At 73.3% G+C, this 22,782-nt stretch carries 9 protein-coding genes; 4 read left to right on the top strand and 5 right to left on the bottom strand.

Going from position 1 to position 22,782, the window contains the following annotated elements; genetic code table 11:
• Positions 1 to 51: 51 nt before the first annotated feature.
• Genes BS83_RS30135 through BS83_RS30115 form a run of 5 tightly spaced genes read right to left on the bottom strand, consistent with a single transcriptional unit; the run spans position 52 to position 5,705 of the window.
• A complete protein-coding gene (locus tag BS83_RS30135) occupies positions 52 to 408 on the bottom strand; it encodes an acyl carrier protein (RefSeq protein WP_063774254.1) in 357 nt (118 codons plus the stop codon).
• A 45-nt stretch (positions 409 to 453) separates the two neighbouring features.
• Positions 454 to 1,710 carry a cytochrome P450 gene (locus BS83_RS30130; protein WP_037606582.1) on the bottom strand — a complete coding sequence of 419 codons (1,257 nt, stop codon included), beginning with the start codon at positions 1,708 to 1,710 and terminating at the stop codon, positions 454 to 456.
• A 34-nt stretch (positions 1,711 to 1,744) separates the two neighbouring features.
• Entirely contained in the window at positions 1,745 to 2,539 is a 795-nt protein-coding gene (locus BS83_RS30125) for an SDR family NAD(P)-dependent oxidoreductase (protein WP_051944338.1), read from the bottom strand.
• Positions 2,539 to 3,957, bottom strand: coding sequence for a guanitoxin biosynthesis L-enduracididine beta-hydroxylase GntD (gntD, locus tag BS83_RS30120; protein WP_232248520.1), 1,419 nt, complete (start codon positions 3,955 to 3,957; stop codon positions 2,539 to 2,541). Before gntD ends, BS83_RS30125 begins: the two co-directional genes overlap by 1 nt.
• 11 nt (positions 3,958 to 3,968) lie before the next feature.
• Positions 3,969 to 5,705 carry an AMP-binding protein gene (locus tag BS83_RS30115; protein WP_063774253.1) on the bottom strand — a complete coding sequence of 579 codons (1,737 nt, stop codon included), beginning with the start codon at positions 5,703 to 5,705 and terminating at the stop codon, positions 3,969 to 3,971.
• A gap of 138 nt (positions 5,706 to 5,843) precedes the next feature.
• On the opposite strand from BS83_RS30115, the gene BS83_RS30110 reads away from it, so the two are divergent.
• The 4 genes from BS83_RS30110 (at position 5,844) to BS83_RS30095 (ending at position 22,768) form a co-directional block, all read left to right on the top strand.
• Positions 5,844 to 9,179, top strand: a complete 3,336-nt coding sequence (locus BS83_RS30110) for a non-ribosomal peptide synthetase (protein ID WP_084714321.1) — start codon at positions 5,844 to 5,846, stop codon at positions 9,177 to 9,179.
• Complete coding sequence (locus tag BS83_RS30105; protein ID WP_051944337.1) at positions 9,176 to 21,778, top strand: non-ribosomal peptide synthetase; 12,603 nt, start codon at positions 9,176 to 9,178, stop codon at positions 21,776 to 21,778. The genes BS83_RS30110 and BS83_RS30105 overlap by 4 nt, the downstream gene beginning before the upstream one ends.
• Positions 21,778 to 21,996 carry an MbtH family protein gene (locus tag BS83_RS30100; protein WP_037606580.1) on the top strand — a complete coding sequence of 73 codons (219 nt, stop codon included), beginning with the start codon at positions 21,778 to 21,780 and terminating at the stop codon, positions 21,994 to 21,996. Before BS83_RS30105 ends, BS83_RS30100 begins: the two co-directional genes overlap by 1 nt.
• A 94-nt stretch (positions 21,997 to 22,090) precedes the next feature.
• Positions 22,091 to 22,768 (top strand): DUF1707 SHOCT-like domain-containing protein, encoded by a 678-nt coding sequence (locus BS83_RS30095; protein ID WP_051944336.1) that lies wholly within the window; start codon positions 22,091 to 22,093, stop codon positions 22,766 to 22,768.
• Positions 22,769 to 22,782: the final 14 nt, after the last annotated feature.

Here is a 22,782-nt window from a genome sequence, read left to right as displayed (position 1 = left end):
CGAAGGGCCCGGTCCCCCTGCGGGGGCCGGGCCCTTCGGCGCTGTTGCGGGTCAGGCCGCGGGGGCCGGCCAGCCGGTGCCGTAGCGGGCGCAGATCGCGTCGACCTCGGCCACCTCAGGCAGGTTGGCCGTGCCGTCCGCGACGTGCTTGCCGACCAGTTCGACGATGTCGCCGACCCGCTCCAGCGACATCGCGGTCTCCGGGGTGAGCGTCTCGAACCGGAACAGGTCCTCGACGGTGAAGCCCAGCTCCGCCAGCGCGATGGAGTGGTAGCCGAGGTCGCCGATCAGCGTCTGGTCCAGCGTCACCTCGCCCTCCCGCTGCGGCGCGATCAGCTCGACCAGGGTGACGAGCAGGTCGGGGACCTCGTCGGCGCCGATCTGGTCCTGCGTGGCGATGTCGGTCATCGTGGGTTCTCTCCTGAGGGGTTGGGACGGGCAGGCGGTGCGGTTCTAGCGCTCTGCGGGTCGGTACCGGGGGTCGAGGGACACCGAGACGGGCAGCTGGGAGAGCCCGCTGAGGAAGTTCGAGTAGACGCGGCTGGAAGGGCCCGCGAAGGACAGCTCGGAGGCCATCGCGCGCACGCCTTCAAGCACCGCGCCGATCTCCGCGCGGGCCAGATAGGCGCCCAGGCAGAAGTGCGCGCCGTAGGCGAAGCTCAGATGCCGGTTGCCGGAGCGGGCGAGGTCGAACACCTCGGGGCGGTCGAAGACGGCCTCGTCGCGGTTGGCGGACGCGGTCCAGACCGTGACGACGTCGCCCTCCTCGACGAACTCCCCTTCCAGCAGCAGGTCCTCGGTGGCGGTGCGCCCCGAGTGCAGCGCCGGGGTGGTCCAGCGCAGGACCTCCTCGGTCGCGGACTCGACGGAGACCGCGCCCGACCGCAGCGCCGCCCACTGGTCCGGATGCTCGATCAGCGCCTCGATCGCGCCGATCATCGACAGTCTGGTGGTCTCGTCACCGCCCAGCAGCAGGCTGTAGCAGTTGAAGACCACCTCGTCGTGGGTGAGCGGACGGTCCCCGAACGCGTCGGAGACCAGCAGGCTGACGACGTCGTCCAGCGGTTTCTCGCGGCGGTCCGCGGCGAGTTCGGCGAAGTAGAGCAGGATGTCGTTCTTCGCCGTCCAGGTGTCGGCCTCGGTCGGCAGGCCGTGGTCGGAGCCGAGCGCCGACGAGGTCAGGGCGAGGATGTAGGCGCGGTCCTTGGCCGGCACACCGAGCAGGTCGCAGATGGCTGCGATCGGGATGTTGGCGGCGACCTCGCGGGCGAAGTCGCAGTCGCCGCGGCCGAGCGCCTCCTCCAGCAGTTGCCGGGTGCTGCGCCGGACGCTCTCGATGACCGGGGCCAGGGCGCGCGGGGTGAACGACTTGAGCAGCACGGTGCGCAGGTCCCGGTGCGGTTCGCCGTCGGTGACGGCGAGCATCTTGCCGGCGGCAGAGTCGCCCCCGGTCAGCAGCGTGTCGAGCACGTTCCCGCGCTCGGAGGTGAAGCGGGCGCTGTCGCGCAGGACCGCGGCGACGTCGGCGTGCCGGGTCAGCACCCAGAAGCCCGGGCGTCCGCCGGTCTCCGGATGCCGGTACACCGGTTCCTCGGTGCGCAGGTGGCGCCAGAGCGCGGACAGGTCGTGCTCCGCGTGGACGGCCGGGTCGGCCAGGTCGACGTCGTCGAGCGTGTCGGGGTCGAGGGACGGGCGGACGGCTGTGGGCATGCTGGGGCTCTCCTGGTCGGGGTCCGCGTCCGGGTCAGCGGGACGGATCGGGCTGCGCGGACTTGTCCGCCAGGGCCAGGAACGCGGTGGTGGCGCCGGCCGTCTCGCCGCCGTCGACCACGAACTCCTGTCCGGTGATGAACCGGGCCCGGTCCGAGGCGAGGAAGTGGAACGCGGCGGCGATCTCGGCGGGGTCGGCGTGGCGGCCGAGCGGGATGCAGGCGTTGACCTCGGCGAGCATCTCGTCGGTGTACTCGGCCCGCTGCATCGGCGTCAGCACCGCGCCGGGCGTGACGCAGGCCGTGCGGATCCACGGGGCCAGCTCCAGCGCGAAGGTCTGGCACAGCGAGGCGACGCCCGCCTTGGAGGCGTTGTAGTCGGCGTAGAGCGGGTAGCCGCGGGTGCCGTTCACCGAGGCGGTCGCCAGCAGCACGCCCTTGCGGCGCGCCAGCATCCGCTCCGCGGCGGCGCGCCACAGTGCCAGCACGCCGAGGAGGTTGACCTCCAGCGTGCGCCGCGCCTCGGCCTCGGTGATGTCGAGCACCCCGTGCCGCAGGCTGATGCCGGCGTTGGCGATGACGACGTCGAGGCGGCCGTGCTCCGCGTGGACCCGCTCGACGGCCTGCTCCACACCGGACCAGTCGGCGACGTCCACCTCCAGCCACTGACCCGGCGCCCCGGTGGCCGGGGCGCGCAGGTCCAGATTGACCACGTGGTCCCCGGCCGCGGCGAAGTGGGCCGCGGTCGCCTCGCCGATGCCGCTGGAGGCACCCGAGACGATGACGACGCGTCCGGTCTCCTCGGTGTGTTCGGTCCGTTCCGTGCCCATCAGGCGATCACCCTTCCGCTGCCGCCTGCGGGGGCGAGCCCGCGGCGCAGGTCGCGACTGGCCGTGATCTTCTTCAGCCAGCGGTCGGTTCCGTCGTAGCGGGCCGTGAAGGACCGCCTCCCGTGGACCGCGACATGGTTGTCGACGATCACGAGGGTGCCGGGCGCGAGCACCACGTCGCGCTGCGCCCGCTCCAGCTCGGCCATCAGCCGGTCCAGCGCGCCCTCGGCGGCGGCGTCGCCCGGGGCGCAGTACATGAACGGCCGGTCGATGCGCAGGTAGGGGGACTCGGGCCGACCGGAGAGCACCGGGGTGGGCTCGGGCTGGTTGAGCATCCGGTACACGTCGACGAGCGCCGGGTGCTCCGGGTCCCTGGCCTCCAGCTGCCGGATGTGCTCGCTGTCGGGGACGATGTGGAAACGCGGCTGCGACAGGATCTCGCGGTCCCCGTCGGACAACTCCACGTCGCGCACGGAGGCCACGATGGTCGGTACCCGGTCGTGGTTGCGCAGCCCCATCAGCAGCAGGTAGTCGCAGCGGCGCGGGTGGAACCCGTCCTCGGTGTGGAACTCCAGCAGCGCCTGGCTGCCGTATCCGTTCTGCCGCTCCTCGTCCCCGCTGATCGGCAGGATGTTCTGGATCATCCGCCCCGACTGCAGCGTCTCCCAGGCGAAGGGTTCGCCCAGGACCATGGCGCACAGGGCCAGATGGAGCTCCTGCTCCACCGTCGCCTTGGCGGCGCCGGCGGCGTCCCAGTGCGAGGGGGTGGGGCCGATCGCCTCGTCGTCGACGGGGAAGCCGTGGATCAGGCAGGCCCCCGCGGACTCGGCACGCCGGAAGGTCTCCAGGAAGTAGCGCAGGCTGTACGGCAGTTCGGCCGCGGCCTGCCAGGCCTGGTCGTAGAACTCCGGGTTGCCGGGGCCGGGGAACCGGTCGCGCAGGCTCTCGGCCAGCGCTCTCAGCTGTTCGGCGTCGTCCGCGCCCAGGGTGAGCTCCGGGAGCGGGTCGTTCGTGGCCATGGGTGGGTCCTCCAGGGATGGGATGCTCGTGCCCGCCGTCGCACCTGGGCGCGCCGGGCGGCGGCGGACGGAGGGGCTGGACGGACGGGCGCTGCCGTCCGCCAGCAGCACGTCGACCAGGTCGACGAGGTCGGCGACGAAGCGCAGCTCACGCACCGGCGCGGAAGGAAGATGAGGCATCGAGAGCAGCCGGGCGACCCGGTCGGTGAGCCGGCGCAGCGAGGCCGGCTCGTAGCCGAGGTCGGCGCGGAAGCGGTGCTCCTCGTTCACCTCGCCGACCTGCAGCGGGGCCGTCTGACGGATCGCCAGGTACAGCTCCTCGGTGAGCGCGGCGAAGTCGACCAGGCTCCGGTCCAGGCCGAGCAGGCGGCGGGCGGCGGCATCGCTGGTGGTCGTCATGGCCGACCCCCTCAGGCCCTGGCGCCGACGGGCTCGCCCTCGGGGGCCCGGTCCGGTCCGGTGTCGGCCGCGGCGTCGGCTGCGGGCTCCTCGGGGGTCCTGGCGGGGGAGAGGGCCGACAGCGGCTCGGCGGCCAGCCGGCCGGCGGCGAAGTCCTGCCACATCACCCGTCGGCGCGGCTTGCCGCTGGAGGTCACCGAGATGCCGCCGCGCGGCAGCACCGCGGTCAGCAGCCGGGCGTCGTCGAGGTTCTCGCGCAGCACCGAGGCGATCGGCGCGGCCCAGTCGGCGGACGGGGACTCCAGCACGGCCACGGCGGTGGGGCGTCCCTCGTGCACCCCGAGCAGCACGGCCGCGCGCCGCTCGGGGACGCCACGGCGGACCAGCTCCTCCTCCAGGCTCTCGGCGAAGACCATCGCGCCGCGGACCTTCAGCCCGTCGCCGATCCTGCCGATCACGAACAGCTGCCCCTTGCGCAGGAACCCGGCGTCGCCGGTGCGCAGCACGCCGTCCGCGAGGGCCGTGCCCGACGCCGTCCCCGGGTCTCCGGTGTAGCCGGCCGCCAGGGCGCGGCTGCGGACGTGGATCTCCCCGACGCGCCCGTCCGGCAGCGCCGCCCCCTCGTCGTCGACCACCGTCACCTCGACGCCCTCCAACGGGCGACCGCAGCCGGTGATCTCGGCGAGCTCGGGCGCGCCTGCGGCGCCGTCGCCCGTCGGGTCGGGGTCCGGCGCGGCGGCGGTCCAGCCCTCGCGCAGCGGCAGTCCGGTGACGGCCAGGGTCGCCTCCGCGCCGCCGTAGGCGGGCAGCAGAGCGCGGTGGTCGAAGCCGTAGGGCTCCAGCAGCTCCCTGAAGGAGCGCAGCACCTGCGGGTCGATCCGCTCCGCGCCGAGGATCACCGACCGCAGCGAGTCGAAGCGCAGCCCCTCCAGGTCGGCCGGGCGCACCCGGCGCAGGATGTACGCCAGCCCGAAGTTGGGCATCGCGGCCAGGCCGACCCGCTGCTCGCTGATGCAGCGCAGGTACCGCTGCGGGGACCGGATGAAGTCGTCCGGCTGCATCATCCAGCCGTCGCAGCCGGTCACCACGATGTTGGCCAGGCAGCCGATCAGGCCCATGTCGTGGTGGACCGGCAGCCAGGTGATCCCCGGCAGCTCGGGGGACCACTCCAGCCAGCGGCGCATCGCCGTCACGTTGGCCTGCAGCGAGGCGGCGGGGATCAGCACGCCGCGCGGCGCGCCGCTGGAGCCGGAGGTGAACTGGAGCAGTGCGCCCGGCTCGGGATCGGGCGCCGCGAGCGGGGTCACCCCGGCGACCAGCTCCTCGAACAGCACCGGCGCGGGCGCCCCGACCGCCTCCGCGGCCCGCCGCACGCTCTCGGCGGAGTCCGCGTCGCAGATCACCAGCGCGGGACCGGCCGCGCGCAGCAGCTCGCCCAGCCGGCGCTCGTACTCGTCGGCGCGCCGGAAGGCGAAGGAGGGCGCGATCGAACAGGCCGTCAGCCCGGCGGCGAAGGTGCCGAAGAGCGAGGCCACGAACGCCGGGCTGGAGCGGAGGATGACGGCCACCACGTCCGGCCGGCGCAGGCCCCGGTCACGCAGCGCCGCGGCGGCGCGGAGGGACAGGTCCGCGAGGTCCGCATAGGGCCAGGGCGTCCAGCCGCGCTGCGGGTCGGCGAAGTGCAGGCCGCGACCGACCGGAGGCTCGGCCAGCCACTGCACCATCGTCGCGTCGTCGATGTACGTCATGGCGACCACTCACTCCCTGCGGGTTTCGGCTGCTCACGGCACCGCCCACCGCGCGCTGACGGCGGTGGCCGTCGGGCGCGGCGGTGAGGGTTGATTCGCCCACATCGTCGGGATTCCGCGGGCGCACGAGCCAGGAAAATGCCCGGCAGCTCCCCGGGACCGGGCCGGAATCTCCGTGCTTGCCGGTCGATTGCCTGGGAACGGCATCCGAGCCGCGAAACCGTTGTCGACTGCCCGGCTCGCGCGTCGAGAAAGACGGTTGCCACCATGAGCGTCCCTGCCGCCCCCGGCGGAACCTTCCCGCTGACGTCTGCACAGTTGGGGGTGTGCCTGGCCCACCACCTCGGCTCGGACACGGCCACCTACAACCTGGCCAAGTACGTAGAGATCCTCGGCCCGGTCGACCCGGACGCCTTCGAGGACGCCCTGGTGCGGGCGGGCCGTGAGTGCGGCGCGTTCGACATCCGGATCCGCATCGACGAGGACGGGCGCACCCCGGTCCAGGAACTGGTCCCGACCACGCAGACGCCCCGGTTCGTGGACCTGTCGGACGAGACCGACCCGGTCGCGTCGGCCGAGATGTGGATGGACGTCGACCGCCGCGCGCCCGTCGACCTGACGGGCGGTGGCCTCTTCATCGACGTGCTGTTCAGGATCGGCCCGGAGCGGCACTTCTGGTACAGCCGCTGCCACCACATCCTGGTCGACGGCTACGGCGACGAGCTGCTGACCCGCCGCGTCGCCGCGCTCTACACGGAGGCGGTCGCCGGCGAAGACCCCGACGCCGTCGCCGCCGCGCTGAAGGGCAGCGCGTTCGAGGGCGGACCGCGGGCCCTGGTCGACGACGAGGCGGAGTACCGCTCCTCGGCCCGCTACGGCGAGGACCGCGACTGGTGGGTGAACCGCTGTGCCGACCTGACGTCGGTCACCGGGCTCGCCGACCGCGCGCCCGAGGAGGTCACGGGGGCCAGTGTGCGGCAGCGCGCGCTGCTGCCGGCGGAGGACTTCGACCGGCTGCGCGCCGCCGCCCGGCAGGGCCGCACGACCTGGACGGTGATCTTCGCGGCCGCCGTCGGGCTCTACCTGCGCAGCCTCACCGGCCTGGACGAGGCGTCCGTCGGCATCCCCGTCCCCGCCCGCCGCACGGCGACGCTCCGCACCCCCGGCATGCTCGCCAACGAGCTGCCGCTGCGGGTGAAGGCGTCGCCCTGGCACACCAAGCAGGAACTGCTGCGCGAGGTGTCGACGGGCCTCTCCGACCTGCTGCGCCGCCAGCACTACCCGCTCGACGACCTGCGCCGTGAACTCGGCGTGGACGGAGCCCTGTTCGGGCCGACGCTGAACATGCTGACCTTCGAGGAGCCGCTGACCTTCGGCGGTCACCGCACGGTGCAGCACCGACTGGCCAACGGGCCGGTCCGCGATCTGAACATCACGGTCTCGGTGGGCGCGGCCTCGGGTGTCGGCGACGGCCTGCTCATCGACTTCGACGCCAACCCGACGACCTACACCCAGGCCCAGGTCGAGGCCCACCAGCGGCAGTTCCTGACCCTGCTCCGGGACCTCGTGGCGGCTGACGCCTCGCTGTCGGTGGGTCGGTTGGGGGTGGTGGATGCGGTGTCGCGGGGGCGGTTGTTGGCGTTGGGTACGGGTGCGGTGGCGGCGGGGTCGGCGTCGTTGCTGGATCTGTTCGCGGGGCAGGTGGGGCGGACGCCGGATGCGGTGGCGGTGGTCGCGGATGGTGTGGTGTGGAGTTACCGGGAGTTGGATGAGCGGGCGGGGAGGTTGGCGGCGGCGGTCGGGTCGCGGTTGAGGGGTGTGGAGCCGGTCGTTGCGATTTTGTTGGAGCGGTCGCCGCTGACGGTGGTGTCGGCGTTGGCGGTGTTGAAGGCGGGGGGTGTGTATGTGCCGTTGGATCATCGTGCGCCGGTGGAGCGGCATGCGCAGATCCTGGCGCGGTCGGGTGCGCAGCTGCTGATCACCGACCGGGAGCATGCGTCGGACCTGCCGACCCTGGACCCGCGGCAGGAGTTCCCGGCATGTGATGTGGTTGCTGCTCCTGTGTTGCCCGATCAGCTGGCGTGCCTGCTGTTCACGTCGGGTTCGACGGGGGAGCCGAAGGGGGTGGCGTTGACGCATGGGGGGATTGCGGATCTGGTGCGTGATGCCGGGTTCACGGCTGCTGCTCAGCGTCGGGTGTTGTTGCATGCGTCGCCGGCGTTCGATGCGTCGTTGTACGAGATGTTCACGCCGTTGACGTTGGGTGGCGCGGTGGTGGTCGCGGCGCCGGGTGATGTGACGCCGGAGGTGTTGCGGCATCACATCGCGGTGCACGGGGTGACGTCGTTGTTGTTGACGGCGGGGTTGTTCCGGTTGATCGCGCGTGAGGATCCGGAGGCGTTGGCGGGTCTGGTGGAGATCTGGACCGGTGGGGATGTGGTTCCGGCGGGCGAGGTCCGACACCTGTTGCGAAGCGTTCCGGGGATCACGGTGGTGGATGCGTACGGTCCGACCGAGGCGAGTGTGATCGGGACGCGGCATGCGGTGGCGGATCCTGCGCTGGTTCCGGAGGTGATGCCGATCGGGTTGCCGTTGGACGGGATGCGGGCGTATCTGCTGGACCAGCATCTGCAGCCGGCGCCGCCGGAGACGAGCGCGGATCTGTATCTGGCCGGGACCGGGTTGGCGCGTGGGTATCACGGGGAGCCGGCGCAGACGGCGTTGCACTTCCATCCGGATCCCTATGGTCCGCCCGGTTCGCGTCTCTATCGCACGGGTGACACGGCGCGCTGGAGTGAGGGCCGGTTGACGTTCACCGGTCGCACGGACCAGCAGGTCAAGATCCGCGGTTACCGGATCGAGCCGACGGAGATCGAGACGGCCCTGAAGGCGTGTGCCGACTTGCAGCAGGCCCTAGTCCTGGCGCACACCCTGCCGACGGGGGGCAAGCAGCTGGTCGGCTATCTCGTTCCTGCTCCCGGCACGCAGGTGGACCCAGACGCGCTGCGGGCCGAACTCGCCCGCATCCTGCCGGACTACATGATCCCCGCCGCCCTGGTCACCCTGGACACCCTCCCGCTGACCCGCAACGGCAAGGTCGACCGCACCGCCCTCCCCACCCCCCAGCAGGACGCGGACCGGCCCGGACGGCCGCCGGCGGACGAGCGCGAACGGCTGCTCTGTGCCCTGTACGCGGAGGTGTTGGAGCTGCCGGAGGTGTTCGCGGACGACAACTTCTTCGCGCTCGGCGGCGATTCGATCATCTCCATCCAGCTGGCCTCCCGGGCCCGCAAGGAGGGCCTCGCGCTCAGCCCGCGCGACGTCTTCGCCCACAAGACGCCGGAGGCGCTCGCGGTCGCGGTGCCGGATCTGGCGGACGTGCAGGAGCTGCCCTTCGCGGCGGACGACCCTGCACTCGCCCTGGACCAGGACGAACTCGATGAACTCGAAGCAGAGTGGGAGCTGTCGCAGTGAAGAAGACCTCGCTGGAAGCCGTGCTGCCGCTGACGCCGCTGCAGGAGGGCATGCTCTTCCACGCCCTCTACGACACCGAGGGCGTGGACGTCTACACCGTCCAGAACCTGCTGGAGATCACCGGCCCGCTCGACCCGGCCGCCCTGCGCGCCGCCTGCACCGCTCTGCTGGACCGGCACGCCTCGCTGCGCGCCGCGTTCGTGCAGCGCCGTTCGGGCCAGACCGTGCAGGCGGTGGCCGCCCACTGCGAGGCGCCCTGGCGGGAGGTGGATCTGCGTGACGTCGGTGACGAGGACGCCGCCTGGGCCCGCGCTTCGGAGGTGCTGGCCGACGAGCGGACCCGGCGCTTCGACATGGCCCGGCCGCCGCTGATCCGCTTCGCCCTGATCCGTCTGGACGACGACGCCTCGGGCGTGCGCCATCTGCTCGCCGTGTCCTACCACCACATCCTGCTGGACGCCTGGTCACTGCCGCTGCTGCTCAACGACCTGTTCCAGATCTACGCGGGGGAGCGGGGAGAACTCGGACCGCTGGTCCCGTTCGCCCACTACCTCTCGTGGCTGGGCGCGCAGGACCATGGCGCGGCCGAGGCCGCCTGGCAGCAGGCGCTCAAGGGGCTGGACGAGCCCACGCTGCTCGTCCCCGGCGCGTCGATGGACCGTCCGGGCCTGCCCGAGGCGGTGATGGTGCGCCTGGGGACCGAGCGCACCGCGCAGCTCGTCGGCGCGGCGCAGCGCCGCGGCCTGACCCTGAACACCGTGGTCCAGACGGTCTGGGCACTACTGCTGGCGGCCCAGACCGGACGTGAGGACGTGGTGTTCGGCGCCACCGTCTCCGGTCGCCCGGCGGGGCTCCCCGGCGTGGAGAGCATCGTCGGCCTGCTGATGAACACCGTCCCCGTGCGGGTCAGGATCGACCCGGCCGAGTCCCTGGCCGTGCTGCTGGCCCGGGTCCAGGAGGAGCAGGGTGCGCTGACCGCGCACCAGCACCTGGGTCTGGCCGGTATCCAGCGGCTGCTCGACCTGCCGGAGCTCTTCGACACCACCACCGTCTTCGAGAACGCCCCGGTGATCAACGGCAGGAAGCGCGGCGCGGAGTGGGAGTTCTTCGACCTGAAGGTCGCCTTCCGTGAGGAGGGGGTGCTCCCCGAGGGCACGCACTACCCGCTGTCGCTGACCGTCTTCCCCGGCGAGGAGCTGTGCCTCGAGCTCAGCCACCGGCCCGAGCTGGTGGACGCCGACCAGGTCCGTCTGCTCGCCGACCGGCTCGACGCGCTGCTGGCACAGTTCGCCGAGGACCTGGATCTCCCCGTGGGCCGCATCGCCCTGCTCACCGCCCCCGAGCGGCAACGCCTCCTGGTGGACTGGAACAGCACCACGCGGCGCCGCGACGACACCTGCCTGCCCGAGCTGTTCGAGGCCCAGGTCGCCCGGACACCGGAGGCGACCGCCGTCGTCAGCGGGGGCCGGGCGCTCAGCTACGCCGAACTGGACGCGGCCGCGAACCGGTTGGCGCACCGTCTGCTCGCCGCGGGCGCTCGTGCAGACCGGGCCGTCGCGGTGGCGATGCCACGCTCCACGGACCTGATCGTCGCCATCATGGCGGTCCTGAAGGCGGGGGCGGTCTACCTCCCGATCGACATCGGCCTGCCGACGGACAGGATCGCCGCGATCCTGGACGACTGCCGACCGCTGCTCGTGCTGACCACCGACAGCGTCGCGGCGCAGCTGCCGCCCGAGGTCCCGCGGTTGCTGTTCGACCCGGAGCCGGACGAGGCTCCCGGCGACCGGCAGACGGCCGTGCACGCGCCGACCGACGCCGACCGCGCCGAGCCGCTGCGGCCAGGCCACCTGGCCTACGTGATCTACACCTCCGGCTCGACCGGCCGCCCCAAGGGCGTCGGAGTGGAGCACCGGGCGCTCGCCAACGTGTTCCACAGCCACCGGGACTCCCTGTTCACCCCTGAGGCGGCGGGGGCGGGGGCGGACCGGCTGCGCGTGGCGCTCACCAACGCCCTCGGCTTCGACGCCAGTTGGACGATGCTGCTGTGGATGGTGGCCGGCCACGAACTGCACGTGATCCCCGACGGTCTGCGCGGCGACCCGGCGAACCTGCTCGACGAGTTGGCCACCCGCCAGGTGGACGTCATCGACACCACGCCGTCCTTCGCCGTCCAGCTGCTGGCCGAGGGTCTGCTCAGCCGTCCCGGTCACCGGCCGAGGGTGGTGGCGCTGGGCGGCGAGGCGGTCCCGCCGAGCCTGTGGGACGCGCTGCGGACGGCCGGTGTGCACGCCTACAACCTCTACGGCCCCACCGAGTGCACGGTCGAGTCGGTGGTCTGCACGAGCAGCCGTTCGCCGATTCCCGTGATCGGGCAGCCGATCGACAACACCTCCGCGTACGTCCTGGACGCCGCGCTGCGGCCGCTGCCCGTCGGCGTCGCGGGGGAGCTCTACCTGGCGGGCACGGGTCTGGCCCGTGGCTACCTGGGTCACCCGGGGCTCACCGCCGAGCGCTTCCTGCCCGATCCCTTCGGCGCGCCGGGCAGCCGCATGTACCGCACCGGCGACCTGGTCCGCTGGACCCACGACGGCGAGCTGGCCTTCGTCGGGCGAACCGACGACCAGGTCAAGATCAGGGGCTTCCGGATCGAACCGGCCGAGGTCGACGCGGCCCTGCTGATCCACCCGGCCGTCGCGCAGGCGGCGACCACGGTGCACCAGGACCGGTCCGGGGCCGGGGTCAAGCGGCTGGTCTCCTACGTGGTGACCGCCGCCGACGCCGTGTTCGACGCCGCAGCGCTGCGGGCCCACGCGTCCGCGCTGCTGCCGGACTACATGGTCCCCGCCGCCTTCGTGCCGCTCGCGGCGCTGCCGAAGACCGTCAACGGAAAGGTCGACCGCCGGGCGCTGCCCGAGCCCGAGTTCAACGCGGGCGGCGGCAGCGGCCTGCTGCCCGCCGACGACCGCGAACAGCTGCTCTGCGGGCTGTTCGTCGAGGTGCTGGGAGCGGCGGAGGTCTTCGCCGACGACGACTTCTTCATGCTGGGCGGCGACTCGATCCTCTCCATCCAGCTGTCGTCCCGGGCCCGCAGGGAGGGCCTGGCCCTCGGCCCGCAGGACGTGTTCACGCACCGCACCCCGGCCGGGCTCGCGGCGGCCGCGGCCGCCAGGCCCGCACCGGGAGCAGCGACCCGCGCCCCGGCCGCCGGCGCGCCGCTGCTGGACCTCTCCGAGGAGGAGCGGGCCCAGCTCATGGCCGCCTCTCCCGGCGCGCAGGACCTCCTGCCGCTGGCACCGCTGCAGCAGGGCCTGCTCTTCCATGCGCTCTTCGAGGCGGACGGCGTCGACGTCTACACCGTGCAGACCGCCATCGAGATGACCGGACCGCTGGACGTGGCCGCGCTCCGGGCGGCCTGCGCCGCGCTGCTGGACCGCCACGACGCGCTGCGCGCCGCCTTCACCCAGAGCGGTTCCGGCCGTCCCGTGCAGGTCATCGCCGGGTCCGTCGAACTCCCCTGGGAGGAGGCGGACCTGAGCACGGCCCCTGACGAGGGCGCCCGGCGGGCACTGCTCGGCGAGCTGCTGGCCGCCGACCGCGTGCGGCGCTTCGACATGAGCCGCCCCCCGCTGATGCGCTGCACGTTGATCCGGCTCGGCGAGGACCGGCACGCCTTCGCCTTCACGCTGCACCACGCGGTGACGGACGGCTGGTCGCTGCCGTCCGTGCTGGCGGACCTGTTCACGCTGTACTCGGCGCGGCTCGGCGGGGATGCCGCCGCGTCGCAGCCGCCCCGGCCCGCCGTCGGCTTCCGCGACTACCTGGCCTGGCTCGGCGCACAGGACCGCGCCGAGGCCGAACGCGCCTGGCGGCGCGCCCTGGACGGCGTGACCGAGCCGACCCTGGTCGCGCCAGGACGCGGTGACGACGCCCAGGTGAATCCGCTGCGGCACGCCGTCGAGCTGGACGAGGAACGCACCGCCGCACTGGCGTCCGTGGCCCGACGTCACGGGCTGACGCTCAACACGCTGGTCGAGGGCGCCTGGGGGCTGCTGCTCGGCTCGCTGACCGGACGTCAGGACATCGTCTTCGGGGTGACCGTCTCCGGCCGTCCGGCGGATCTGCCGGGCGTGGAGGACGTCGTCGGGCTGCTGATGAACACCGTCCCGGCCCGGTTGCGGATCGACCCCTACGCCTCGCTGGCGGAGATGCTCACCGAGCTCCAGCGCGAGCAGGCCGCCGTGGCGGCCCACCAGTACCTGGGGCTCGCGGACGTTCAACGGCTCACGGGGCTGCCCGAGCTGTTCGACACCACGATGGTGTTCCAGAACCTGCCGTTCCAGCCCGAGTCTCTGCGTGACGCCGTGCCGGGCCTCGCCCTGGCCCCGGCCGAGGAGCGCGAGGAGACGGCCGCCACGCACTACCCGCTCAGCCTGTCCGCCTTCCCCGGCGACCGCCTGCGCCTCGAACTCAACTACCGCGCCTCCGTCTTCGACCTGGAGGCGACCGAACGCCTCGGGCGCAGCCTGCTGCAGGTGCTGACCACGATGGCCGAAGGCCTGGACCTGACCGTGGGTCGGTTGGGGGTGGTGGATGCGGTGTCGCGGGGGCGGTTGTTGGCGTTGGGTACGGGTGCGGTGGCGGCGGGGTCGGCGTCGTTGCTGGATCTGTTCGCGGGGCAGGTGGGGCGGACGCCGGATGCGGTGGCGGTGGTCGCGGATGGTGTGGTGTGGAGTTACCGGGAGTTGGATGAGCGGGCGGGGAGGTTGGCGGCGGCGGTCGGGTCGCGGTTGAGGGGTGTGGAGCCGGTCGTTGCGATTTTGTTGGAGCGGTCGCCGCTGACGGTGGTGTCGGCGTTGGCGGTGTTGAAGGCGGGGGGTGTGTATGTGCCGTTGGATCATCGTGCGCCGGTGGAGCGGCATGCGCAGATCCTGGCGCGGTCGGGTGCGCAGCTGCTGATCACCGACCGGGAGCATGCGTCGGACCTGCCGACCCTGGACCCGCGGCAGGAGTTCCCGGCATGTGATGTGGTTGCTGCTCCTGTGTTGCCCGATCAGCTGGCGTGCCTGCTGTTCACGTCGGGTTCGACGGGGGAGCCGAAGGGGGTGGCGTTGACGCATGGGGGGATTGCGGATCTGGTGCGTGATGCCGGGTTCACGGCTGCTGCTCAGCGTCGGGTGTTGTTGCATGCGTCGCCGGCGTTCGATGCGTCGTTGTACGAGATGTTCACGCCGTTGACGTTGGGTGGCGCGGTGGTGGTCGCGGCGCCGGGTGATGTGACGCCGGAGGTGTTGCGGCATCACATCGCGGTGCACGGGGTGACGTCGTTGTTGTTGACGGCGGGGTTGTTCCGGTTGATCGCGCGTGAGGATCCGGAGGCGTTGGCGGGTCTGGTGGAGATCTGGACCGGTGGGGATGTGGTTCCGGCGGGCGAGGTCCGACACCTGTTGCGAAGCGTTCCGGGGATCACGGTGGTGGATGCGTACGGTCCGACCGAGGCGAGTGTGATCGGGACGCGGCATGCCGTCAGTGATGCGGGGTTGGTTCCGGAGGTGATGCCGATCGGGTTGCCGTTGGACGGGATGCGGGCGTATCTGCTGGACCAGCATCTGCAGCCGGCGCCGCCGGAGACGAGCGCGGATCTGTATCTGGCCGGGACCGGGTTGGCGCGTGGGTATCACGGGGAGCCGGCGCAGACGGCGTTGCACTTCCATCCGGATCCCTATGGTCCGCCCGGTTCGCGGCTCTACCGCACGGGTGACACGGCGCGCTGGAGTGAGGGCCGGTTGACGTTCACCGGTCGCACGGACCAGCAGGTCAAGATCCGCGGTTACCGGATCGAGCCGACGGAGATCGAGACGGCGCTGAAGGCGTGTGCCGACTTGCAGCAGGCCCTAGTCCTGGCGCACACCCTGCCGACGGGGGGCAAGCAGCTGGTCGGCTATCTCGTCCCAACCCCCGGCACGCAGGTGGACCCAGACGCGCTGCGGGCCGAACTCGCCCACATCCTGCCGGACTACATGATCCCCGCCGCGCTGGTCACCCTGGACACCCTCCCGCTGACCCGCAACGGCAAGGTCGACCGCACCGCCCTCCCCACCCCGGCTCTCGCGACCTCGTCCGGGAGCGGTCGCGCGGCGCTGACCGAGCAGGAGCAGGTGCTGCAGCGGCTCTTCGCGGAGGTGCTGGAACTGCCCGAGGTCTCGGTGGACGACAACTTCTTCGCGCTCGGCGGCGATTCGATCATCTCCATCCAGCTGGTCTCCCGGGCCCGCAAGGAGGGCCTCGCGCTCAGCCCGCGCGACGTCTTCGTGCACAAGACCGTCTCCGCCCTGGCCCAGGTCGCGGCCGAGGCGGGTCCGGTCGAGGCTGCCGGGACCGGTGCGCGCGTCCTGCTGGAGCTGAGCGACGCGGAGCGCGCGGAACTGACTGCCGCGCACTCCGGTCCGGTCGAGTTCCTGCCGCTCTCCCCGCTCCAGGAGGGCATGCTCTTCCACGCCCTCTACGACACCGAGGGCGTGGACGTCTACACCGTCCAGACGGCACTGGAGTTCGACGGCCCGCTCGACCCGGTCGCTCTGCGCGCCGCCTGCACCGCTCTGCTGGCGCGCCATCAGGCGCTGCGGGCCGGCTTCGTGACGGCGTCCTCCGGGCGTGCGGTGCAACTGGTGCCGGAGAGCTGCGAGCTGCCGTGGCAGGAGGTGGACCTCAGCGTCGGCGACGACCCCGGTCCGGCCATGGACGAGCTGCTCGCCTGCGAGCGGCGGCACCGCTTCGACCCGGCCAGGCCGCCACTGGTGCGCTGCACGCTGGTCAGGCTCGCGGAGCGGCGTCATGTGCTGGTCTTCTCGTACCACCACCTGCTGCTCGACGCCTGGTCGCTGCCCCTGGTCCTGGGCGACCTGGTGCGCCTGCACGCGGACGGCGCGGACCGGCTGCCCCCGGCGGCCCCCTACCGGGACTACCTGGACTGGTTGGCCGCGCAGGACCAGGAAGCCGCGAAGGCCGCCTGGGCCGAAGCGCTGGCGGACGTGGCCGAGCCGACGCTGGTGGCGCCCGCCGCACGCGGTGCGGAGCAGGTGGCCAACCAGACCCTGACGCTCGAGCTCTCCGCGCGGCACACGGCCGAGCTGGGCCGGGTCGCCCGTGACGCGGGGCTCACCCTGAACACGCTGGTCCAGGGGGCCTGGGGGCTGCTGCTCGCGGCGCAGACCGGGCGCGACGACGTGGTCTTCGGCGTCACCGTCTCCGGTCGCCCGGCGGACCTGCCGGGCGTCGAGGGCATCGTCGGGCTGCTGATGAACACCGTTCCCGCCCGCCTGCGGATCGATCCCGCGCTTCCGGTGGTCGAGCTGCTGGGCCGCCTCCAGGACCAGCAGGCACTGCTCGCCGCGCACCACCACGTCGGGCTCGCGGACATCCAGCGCGTTGCGCGCGTGGACCAGCTCTTCGACACCACCACCGTCTTCGAGAACGCACCGGGTCACCTGGACGCCGAGGAGACCTCTGCGGCCCGGTCCGGAGCCACGACGGTCCGCGGGTACGACGCCGGGGCGGGCGACATCCTTGGCTCGACGCACTACCCGCTGAGCCTGATGGCCGTTCCCGGCGAACGGCTGCGGCTGGAGCTCAGCCACCACCCGCTGCTCTTCCCGGCTCCGGCCGCCGCACTGCTGCGGGACCGGCTGGAGCTGCTGCTGACGGCCTTCGCCGCCGATCCGCACCAGCTCGTCGGGCGGATCGCGCTGCTCACCGCGGCGGAGCGGGAACAGGTGGTCGACGCCTGGAACGACACCGCCGTCCCCGCCGAACCCGCCACGCTGCCGGAGCTGTTCGCGGCCCAGGTGGCCGCCACCCCCGACGCCGAGGCGCTCGTGGACGGCGAGCGGCGCTTCAGCTACGCCGAACTGGACGCTGCCGCCCGCACGTTGGCCCGTCGCCTGGTGCGGCTCGGCGCCGCGCCCGGACGGGTCGTCGCGGTGGCGCTGGAGCGCTCGGCGGAGCTGGTCGTCTCGCTCTACGCGGCGCACCTCGCCGGGGCCGCCTACCTGCCGGTGGATCCGGACTATCCGGCGGACCGGGTGGCGTTCATGCTCGCCGACGCGGACCCGGTGTGCACCCTCACGCCGGAGTCCTACCGCGAACTGACGGCGCAGGACGAGGACGCCGACGCCGGACCGGACCTGCCGGTCGGCGTGCAGCCGGAGGACGCCGCCTACCTGCTCTACACCTCGGGGTCGACCGGTCGCCCCAAGGGCGTGGTCGTGCCGCACCGGGCGATCGTCAACCGGCTGCGGTGGATGGAACGGCAGTGCCCCTCCGGGCCCGGCGCGCGGGTCCTGCTGAAGACGCCGTCCAGCTTCGACGTGTCCGTGGTGGAGTTCTTCTGGCCGCTCACCGTGGGGGCGGCGCTGGTCGTCGCCCCGCCGTGGGCCCATCGCGACCCCGAGGCGCTGGCGGCGCTGATCCGCAGCGAGCGAATCAGCTACGTGCACTTCGTGCCCTCGATGCTGGAGGTGTTCCTCCAGTCGCCGGCGGCCGCCGACTGCGGCGGACTGCGTCATGTGGTGTGCAGCGGCGAGGCCCTGCCGCCCGCGCTCGCCGCGAGGTTCGCCCGCACCCTCCCCTCGACCGCGCTGCACAACTTCTACGGGCCCACCGAGGCCGCGGTCGACGTCACGGCGTGGACCCTGGACGGACCCGACCCCGAGGTCGTGCCGATCGGACGGCCGATCGACAACACCCGCGTCCACGTGCTGGACGCCGCGCTGCGGCCGTTGCCGGTCGGCGCGGTGGGCGAGCTGTACCTGGCCGGGACCAACCTGGCGCGCGGCTACCACGCGCGGGCCGCACTCACCGCCGAGCGCTTCCTGCCCGATCCCTTCGGCGCGCCGGGCAGCCGCATGTACCGCACCGGCGACCTGGTCCGCTGGAGTCCCGAGGGCCAACTGCTCTACCAGGGCCGCGCCGACGACCAGGTCAAGATCCGTGGCCGCCGGATCGAGCCCGGCGAGATCGAGGCGGGGCTGGCCGAGCACCCCGAGGTGGCGCTGTGCGCGGTCGTCGTGCGCGAGGACGGGCGCGGGGTGAAGCGCCTGGTCGCCTACCTGGTCCCGGTCCCGGGCAGCGCACCGGACCCCGAGGAGCTGCGCGCCCACGCCACCCGGGTGCTGCCCGACGCGCTGGTGCCGGCCGCGTTCGTGCTCCTGCCCGAGCTGCCGCTCTCGCCCAGCGGCAAGCTGGACCGGCGCGCGCTGCCCGCCCCGGTGTTCGCCGCCGACGCGACCGGCCGGGCGGCGGCCACCCCGAACGAGTTGCTGCTCTGCGCCCTCTTCGCGGAGCTGCTGGACCTGCCCGAGGTGGGCGCCGACGACGGCTTCTTCGCGCTCGGCGGCGACTCGATCCTCTCCATCCAGCTCGCCGCGCGGGCCAGGGCCGCGGGACTGGAGCTGACGCCGCGCGAGGTGTTCGCCCATCCCACCCCCGCCGCGCTGGCCCGGATCGCGCGCACGGCCGTGGCCGCCGCCGTCGAGTCACCCGACGCCGGAGTGGGCGAGGTGCCGCTGACCCCGATCATGCGGGCGCTGCGCGACCGCGGCGGCTCCAGCCGCGGCTTCACCCAGTCGACCCTGGTGCGGGTGCCGGCGGGACTGGACGTCGAGTCGCTGCGGGCCGCCGTGCAGGCGGTCGTGGACCGCCACGACACCCTGCGACTCCGGCTGACGGTTTCGGCGGCCGGCGACTGGACGCTGACCACCGGGCCGCGCGGGGCGGTTTCCGCGGAGCGGCTGCTGCGGCGCGTCGACGTCAGCGAGGCGGCCGTGACCGCGGCCGACCCCGACGGCCTGCGGGCGGCCGTGGCCGTCGAGGCCGCGCGGGCGCAGGGTGAACTCGACCCGGAGCAGGGCGAGCTGCTGCGCGCCGTCTGGTTCGACGCGGGCGCCGAGGCGTCCGGACGGCTGCTGCTGACGGTCCATCATCTGGCGGTCGACGCGGTCTCCTGGCCGGTGCTGCTCGGCGACCTGCACCAGGCCTGGACGGCCGTCGCGCAGGGGAGCGAACCGGTGCTCGCCCCGGTCCCGGTCTCCTTCCGCACCTGGGCGCGGCGGCTCGCCGAGACCGGGGACACGGCCGCGCCCTACTGGCAGGAGGTCGCCGACTTTGTCGACGTGCCGCTCGCGGCCCACCCGGTCGACGCGAGCGACACCTACGCCACCGCCGGTGACCTGACGGTGCAGCTGCCGCCCGAGGAGACCCGCGTGCTGCTGGAGGCCGTGCCCACGGCCTACCGGGCCGGGGTGGACGACGCGCTGCTGACCGCGCTGTCGCTGGCCGCCGTCCGCTGGCGGAACCGGCACGTCGCCGACACCGGCACCGCCGTGCTGGTGGACGTCGAGCGGCACGGCCGCGAGGACGCCGAGCTGGACCTCGGCCGCACGGTCGGCTGGTTCACCAGCCAGGCCCCCGCGTTGCTCGACCCCGGCACGGCCGACCCGGACGAGGAGTCGATCGGCCGCGCCCTGATGCGGGTCAAGGAGGACCTGCGCCGCGTGCCGGACCGGGGTCGCGGCTACGACGCCGGTCAGGACCGGGCGCGCGTCGTGCCCCAGCTGGGCTTCAACTACCTGGGACGGCAGGCTGCGTCGGGTCCCGCAGGCGACTGGGCGCCGGCGCCCGAGTCGGACGTGCTGCCGCTGGGCGCGGACCCCGCGCAGCCGGTGCCGCACCTGCTGGACCTGGACGCCGTGGTCGTCGAGGGACCGCAGGGGCCGACCCTGGTCGGCCGGTGGACCTGGGCCGGCGCCCTGCTCACCGAGGCCGAGGTGCGCGAACTGGCCGAGGAGTGGTGCATGGCGCTGCGGACCCTGGCCGCGCACCTGCGCCGCCCCGACGCGGGCGGCCGCACCCCGGCCGACTTCCCGCTGCTGGACCTGACCCAGCAGCAGGTGTCGGAACTGGAGCACCGATTCGGCCCGGTCCGGGAGCTGATGCCGGTGGCCCCCGTCCAGGAGGGCCTGCTGTACCACCACTGGCGTGACCCGGACGAGGTCGACGTCTACTCGGTGCAGTTCACCGTGGAGCTGACCGGTGCGGTCGACGAGGACGCGCTGCGTGCCGCCTGCGGCGCGCTGCTGGACCGCCACGACGCGCTGCGGGCGGGCTTCGCCCGGCTCGGGGACCGACTGGTCCAGGCGGTCCCCGAGGAGGTGCCGCTGCCGTGGGAGACCACCGACCTGCGTGAGGCGGGCGCCGACCACCGGGAGCCGCTCGACGCCCTGTGCGCGCGGGAGCGGGTGCGCCGCTTCGACGTGGCCCGGCCGCCGCTGGTCCGCTTCCACCTGGTGCGGCTGCCCGAGCGGCGCACGGCGCTCCTGGTCACGGCCCACCACCTGCTGCTGGACGGCTGGTCGCTGCCGCTGCTGCTGTCCGACCTGTTCGGCCGGATCGGGGCGGAGACGGCCGGCGCCCAGGCGGCGCCGGCGCGACCGGCCCAACTGGCCGACTATCTCGGCTGGCTGGCGGAGCAGGACCGGGAGGCGGCCGAGGCCGCGTGGCGCGCTGCGCTCGGCGAGGGCCTGCGTCCGACCCTGGCGGTGCCGGGCGAGCACCGGGCCGGGCTTCCGGACCAGGTGTCCGTCGAGCTGACCACCGGGAGGACCGCCGAGCTCGCCGCCGCCGCCCGCCGGCACGGCGTCACCCTCAACACCGTGGTGCAGGGGATGTGGGCGCTGGTGCTCTCGGAGCTGACCGGGTCCACGGACGTGGTCTTCGGCGCGACCGGCGCCGAGCGTCCGGCGGCCGTTCCCGGCGTGGCCGGGATCGTGGGCCCGCTGATCAGCACCGTCCCGGTGCGCGTCCGGATCGAATCCGAGCAGCCGTTCGACGGACAGCTGACCCGACTGCAGCAGGAGCAGGCGGCGCTCGGCGACCACCGGCACCTGGGACTGGCGGCGATCCAGCGTGCGGCGGGCCTCGGCCCGCTCTTCGACAGCTGTGTCGTCTTCCAGAGCTACCCGAGCCGGCAGTCCGTGGCCGAGTCGGCGGGTGCGGGCGGGGTGCGGGTGACCGGCTTCTCCGGTCGGGACGCCTACCACTACCCGCTCAAACTCACCGTGGCCCCTGACGAGCGGCTCCACCTGGCGCTGGACCACCACCCCGAGGCCGTGGACGGCGCGGCGGCCAGGCGGATCCTGGCCAGGCTGCGCTCCCTGCTGGAATCCTGGGCGGCGGCCCCGGAGTCGACCGCCGCGACGCTGACCGCCGCGACGCCGCTGTCCGCGGAGCTCCTCGCTCCGGCTCCGGTCGCCGCCGTCCACCCCGCTTCGGCGGCGGCCGCGCCGACCGAGATCCTGGAGCGGTTGCGCGGCCTCTTCGAGGAGCTGACCGGCCACCAGGAGGTGCGCGTCGAGGACGACTTCTTCGCGCTCGGTGGCGACTCGCTGGCCGCACTCCGGCTGAGCGGCCGGATCCGCGACGATCTCGGCCGCGAGGTTCCCCCCGGCGCGGTCCACCGTGCCCCCACCCCCGACGCGCTCGCCCGCGTCGTCGCAGCCACCGCACCCGCTGCGGCGATCCTCCAGGAAAGGACAAACCGCTGATGAGCAACCCCTTCGAGAACCCCGACGGCCGATTCCTCGTGGTGGTCAACGACGAGAACCAGCACGCGCTGTGGCCGTCCTTCGCCGAGGTGCCGGCCGGCTGGCGGACCGTGTTCGGGGAGGCCGACCGGGACGCCTGCCTGGACTACGTCGGCGAGCACTGGACCGACATGCGCCCGCTGAGCCTGATCACGGCGACCGAGGGCGCGCAGGCCTGATCCCGCGGTCGTTCTCCGGCTCCGCCGCGCCCACCGGGACGGTGCGCGCGGCGGAGCCGCGCCGCATTCCACTCGCAACAGGAGGGACAACACCATGGCGGACACGCCACCGAAAAGCCCGTCTCGGAGCGGGATCCGCCTGTCGTACGGCGAGCGCGACGCGGCCGCCGAGCGGCTGCGGGAGGCCGCGGCCGAGGGCCGGCTCAGCACCGAGGAGCTGGACCAGCGGCTGACCGAGGTCTTCAGCGCCGTCGTCGCGGCTGACCTGGAGCCCCTGCTGCGGGACCTGCCGGTGCCGACCCGGCCCGCCCATCCGGACGGCACGCCCCTGGTGGGCGGCACGCCCGGTCCGGTGCGGCGCAGCGTCGCCCTGCTCGGCACCATCCGCCGCGCCGACCGCTGGGTGGTGCCGACCAGATACACCGCCGCAGCGACCTTCGGCACGGTCGAACTCGACCTGCGCGACGCCGTGTTCCAGGACCGGGCGACGGAGATCCATGCCTACGGGCTGCTGGGCACGGTGCGCGTGGTGGTCCCACCGGGGGTCAGGGTCGAGGCGGAGGGACGCAGCGTGCTGGGGCCCTTCGGCCGTGGTCTGGAGACGGGCCTGCCGGTGCGCGCCGCCGGCTCGGGGGAGGAATCCGGCGTCGTGATCCGTCTGGTGGGGCTGGCCGCGGGCGGCGCGGTGCAGGTCGTGGTGCGGGAGCCGGAGCGCGGCGTCGTCCGCCGCCGGTCCCGGCTGCGCTGGTGGATCCGGATCCGGACGCGCTGAACCGGCGGGGGAGT

The organism is Streptacidiphilus rugosus AM-16 (assembly GCF_000744655.1).
Lineage (GTDB): Bacteria > Actinomycetota > Actinomycetes > Streptomycetales > Streptomycetaceae > Streptacidiphilus > Streptacidiphilus rugosus.
Note: the sequence above shows the minus strand (reverse complement) of the source record. Positions and strands in the feature narration are given on the sequence as shown.